Annotated in this window: 4 protein-coding genes; all 4 read right to left on the reverse strand. The window is 54.9% G+C overall.

Features of this window, described 5'->3' with window-relative positions:
- Window positions 1-159: 159 nt before the first annotated feature.
- Complete coding sequence (locus PAT3040_RS30325; RefSeq protein ID WP_087571708.1) at window positions 160-1,059, reverse strand: carbohydrate ABC transporter permease; 900 nt, start codon at window positions 1,057-1,059, stop codon at window positions 160-162.
- 23 nt (window positions 1,060-1,082) lie between these two features.
- Complete coding sequence (locus PAT3040_RS30330; protein WP_108995615.1) at window positions 1,083-2,420, reverse strand: extracellular solute-binding protein; 1,338 nt, start codon at window positions 2,418-2,420, stop codon at window positions 1,083-1,085.
- Between the two features lie 19 nt (window positions 2,421-2,439).
- Window positions 2,440-3,741, reverse strand: coding sequence for a beta-galactosidase (locus PAT3040_RS30335; protein WP_108995616.1), 1,302 nt, complete (start codon window positions 3,739-3,741; stop codon window positions 2,440-2,442).
- A 79-nt stretch (window positions 3,742-3,820) separates the two neighbouring features.
- Window positions 3,821-4,191, reverse strand: a 371-nt coding sequence (locus tag PAT3040_RS30340; protein WP_181376936.1) for a helix-turn-helix domain-containing protein, incomplete at its 5' end; no start/stop codon positions are given.

A 4,191-nucleotide genomic window follows, 5' to 3' on the forward strand; every position in this document is an offset into this window, starting at 1 on the left:
GAAGTCGGTTGCCGCGTCTTTGCCCGTCCCCTCCGCGGAGACGCTTCCCATCATCCCGAATAACGCCATTGCCATTGCCAAGCTCGCCAGCCCTAACCTTTTGCTCATGAGTCCTCTTCTCCTTTGGTCATGAAAATCATGAATGAATTCGGGAAATCTCTAATATTCCACATTGGACCCGATACGTTCCAGCACCAGCTTGAAGCCCATAACGACGGCGATGCCAATGACGGAGAAGAACACGCCTACCGCCGCCGCGTATTCCAGCTGCCCTGCCTTGACCTGCTCCAGGACATATAACGCGATGGTGTAGGAGCTCCCGTTCGGGCCGCCCCCGGTCAGCAGCTGAGGTTGCAGGAAGATCGTAAAGGCCGAAGTCGACCCCAGCACGAACACCGTCGTTACGGTCGGCCAGATCATCGGCACGACGACCTGGCTCAGCTCCCGCCACATGGGAACGCCTTCCAGCTGCCCGTATTCGATCACTTCCTGCGGAATGCGCGTAATGGCGCTGTTGAGCAGAATGACGTTAAAGCCGATCCCTGCCCAGATGCAATAAACGAATACCATCGGCATGGCCGTATGCTTGTCGCCAAACCAGGTGCGCTGCCAGCCTTCCAGCCCCAGTACCTGCAAGATGTCATTGAACACCCCGAACGTGCTATCGAACATGAAGGAGAACACCATGGTCAAGATGACGATGGACAGAATGGAAGGGAAAAAAAAGATCGCCCGGAACCATTGATGCAGGTACACCTTTTTGAACAATATATAGGAAGAAATAATCGAGAGCGGCAGTAGAATGCCGTTCGTCACCGGTATGAACAGCAAGGAATTGACGATAGCCTTGCCCAGCAGCGGGCTGCGCTTCATATCGGTAAAAATTTGCTCGAAGTTGCGCAGTCCCGCAAATTCCACGGTGTTCTGGAAGTAGTTCAGCTTCTGGAACGCCATGACGATCGTGTTGATATTGATGTAGACAAAAAACACAAGGAAATGCGCGAGCGGAAAAGCTAGCATCAGGAAAATGAACCAACCCCGCTTCGTCGTGCTACTCATGGCCCTCTCCCCTTACATGGCGGCTACTCAATGCCCAGATCAGCCTTTGTTTTCTCCCAGTTTTCCTTGGCGAATTGCAAGTTCCCCTGGAAAGCGGATTCCGGCGTTTCGTCTTCCATATAAATCATCATGTAAGGCGCTCCCGCCAGCGGCCAATCATAGTACTTGCTGTAATAAATCGGGTTTTGCGAGAAGAGATAGACGTTCCGGCTGTTCTGCCAAATATCGATGACGCTTTGCGAAAACTCGCTTAAGCCCGAGACGGATGCCGCATCGTAAACGAATGGACGGACGGAGCCGGTTTTTTCGGTAAAGAGCTTCAGCATATCGTCGCTGGCCGTAAACTTCAGGAATTCCTTCGCCAGCTCGACATTTTTGGCTTTGGCAGGAATAATGGCGAAATCCCCGCCTTGCGTATTGTTGACTTTGGCATCCTTGGCGCCGTCAATCGCAGGCAGCTGCATCATCTTCATGCGGAAGCCTTCGGGCAGTGAGGTGCGCATTTCGTTCTCCAGCCAAGCCCCGTTCGGAATAATCGCCGCCTTGCCCTGTACGAATGCCATCTGCGATTGAATATGGTCCATGCCCTCCGCGCCGCTGATGCTGTTCGACGGGTCGGCCAGCAGCTCGTAGAATTGCTCAAGCGCCTTGAGCCGGCCCTCCTGTCCGTACACGTCCGGGCTTGCCATCTCCTTGTAGGCTTCGACTCCCTCGGCGCCTTCGTATTGCGCCCACCAGCCCACCGTAGGGAAATCCCAGTAGGCCATCACCTTGCCGCCCCAGGCGAACGGCGCGATGCCCTTCTCCTTGATCGACGGCAGCAATTGCTCCAGCTCCGCCATCGTCTCCGGCACTTTCCAGCCGTGCTCCTCGAACATGCCGGCGTTGTAGACGAAGCCGGTTGCGCCGTCCGTCCAAGGCGCCACCCAATATTTGTCCCGGATCAGACCGTAGTCCGCCGCTCCGGGCTGCAGCTTTTCCTTGAACGTTTTGCCGTTGTCGATCGTCGATTCGTACACGTCCGTCAAGTCCGCGAGATAGCCCATGATGCCCCAACGCTGCCAGTTCGTCCGCAGGACGAATGCCAGATCGGGGAGATTCGCGCCGGATTCCAGCCGCGGCCCCATTTTTTCGGTAATGCCGGGGTCGCCTTCGATTTCCACTTTCACGCCGGGATGCGCGGCCTCGAATGCCGCCACCCAGCCTTTCAGCCACTCATCGCCATACCCGCCGTTGAAATACGCGATTTTCAATACTTGCTCCGTCTCCGAATTGCCGTCGCCTTCCTCGTTGTTGCCGGAACAGGCTGCCATCGTGAACGCCATGACGGCCGCGACCAGCAGGATTGCCCATTTTTTCATGCTGTGACCCTCCCTGTTTTTATTTTAGAAGCAGTATAAATTTGCCTTCGCCCGGCTCCAGGGTGACGTTGTAGCTGCCGCCCTTCACCTTGACGCGGTTGTTGCCGCCCATGCCGTATTCGCTGACTTCCTTGACCTTGTTGAATTTGATGGTCACTTCGTTGCTCAGCTCATGCGCCGGGTCCGTGAAGTTGACCAGCATAATCGCCTGGTTGCCATCCTTGTCTTCGAACGCGCCGACGACGACCGGATGCTCGCTCTCCACGTTTCGGATCGGTTCGAAGGACGGAAGCCGGTTCTCCATATACAGCTCCGGCGGCGCATCCTCGACAGGGAACGTCATGACTCCGACATTGTCATAGTTGAGATAAATATGATCGAAGTCGAGTATTTCATGGTTCACGTTTTTTACTGCGTCGTAAATCGGCGTTTTATTGCCTTCCTTGTCAACCATCGCCTCCGAGAAAACGGTTACATCATCCTTCAGAGGCGTCCAATAAGTAAAGTGCTGCAGTCCCCGTGCGCCGAAAGCGAGCGAGTTGTAGACTTGCCAGCGGATATCCGCTTCATTCGGGGGACGGTTCTCGGATCCGGCAACCCAATAGCCCATCGCCTGGATGAACAACCAGAACGGAATGCCCGCCTTCTTCGTGGCGGTGGACACAATGTCCAGGTTCAGCAAGTAGTTTTCCGTCAGGAACGTGCCGCTGGTCGGGCTGTTCTTCAGCGGGTAATGATCGTAGGACAAGTAGTCGGTGCCGACGACCGAGATGTATTCGTCAATGTAATCCTGATACGTTCGCCCATCCCGCTGATCCGGGCTGGAATAAATGGGATTCAAATTGACGTAGAACATGAGATCCGGATACAGCTCTTTAAACTTCTTGTTCAACACGCCCAGATGCTCAAACTTGGCAGCTCCAGGTTCATCGACAACCATGATGCCGCGCAATGCCGGGCTTTTCGCCACCTCGTCGAACATCCCCTCCATCAGATCGAGCTCATCCTCCGGAATGGAGAACAGCGATCTGCTGCGGGCCATATACTGGATGCCGTTCTGCTCCGCGTACTTCAGCGCGTCGAGCGCATGCTGGTCGATGTCCTCGTACAGGCCATAGATGATGTCGATGCCCGACTCCGCCACCTGCTTATACGACTCGTCGTTAATGTACCCCGGCGGCGGCGCTACCCAGGCGCCGATGGCAATCCGCTGATTGTCCTCGTAGTAAGGCTCCTTCACTTCCACTGAACATGCGGTCAGCTGGACCGTCATCCCCCCGGCCAATAGCGCTGCCACGACCCTTACCGCTCTCTTTGTCATTACCCCACCTCCACGTCTTGCTGTTGCATAACCCTATTTAACTACATCTTTTTTTAGATTGCAACATTTTTTAGTAAAGTTAAATAACTAATTTTTTACGCCAACTGGCGGGACTGTCTCCGTACTGATGTTTGAAGCGCCTTGTAAAATAATGGATGCTGTTGAAGCCGATTTTCTCCGCAATCGCTTTGATGGGAAGGTCGCTTTCCTGCAAATAGCGGGCCGCCGCCTTCAAGCGAATGCGGAGCAGATATTGACCGGGCGTGTACCCGGTATGCTCTTTGAACAGCCTGATCAAGTAGGATGGCGTAAGATGGACTTGGGCGGCCAGGCTGCGAACCGTAATGGATTCGCTGTACCGCCATTCCATATAGCGTTGCAGTTCGAGAACCACTTCCTCCGCGACATGCCGGCCGCCCGATCGGATGGCGGCAGGGCGGCAGCTGATCG

Source organism: Paenibacillus agaridevorans, assembly GCF_003112455.1.
GTDB classification, from domain to species: Bacteria; Bacillota; Bacilli; order Paenibacillales; family Paenibacillaceae; genus Pristimantibacillus; species Pristimantibacillus agaridevorans.

What these genes read in the sequence shown, in the direction of transcription:
- PAT3040_RS30325 (WP_087571708.1), bottom strand. Translation starts at nt 1,059, where the DNA reads ATGAGTAGCACGACGAAGCGGGGTTGGTTCATTTTCCTGATGCTAGCT.
- PAT3040_RS30330 (WP_108995615.1), bottom strand. Translation starts at nt 2,420, where the DNA reads ATGAAAAAATGGGCAATCCTGCTGGTCGCGGCCGTCATGGCGTTCACG.
- PAT3040_RS30335 (WP_108995616.1), bottom strand. Translation starts at nt 3,741, where the DNA reads ATGACAAAGAGAGCGGTAAGGGTCGTGGCAGCGCTATTGGCCGGGGGG.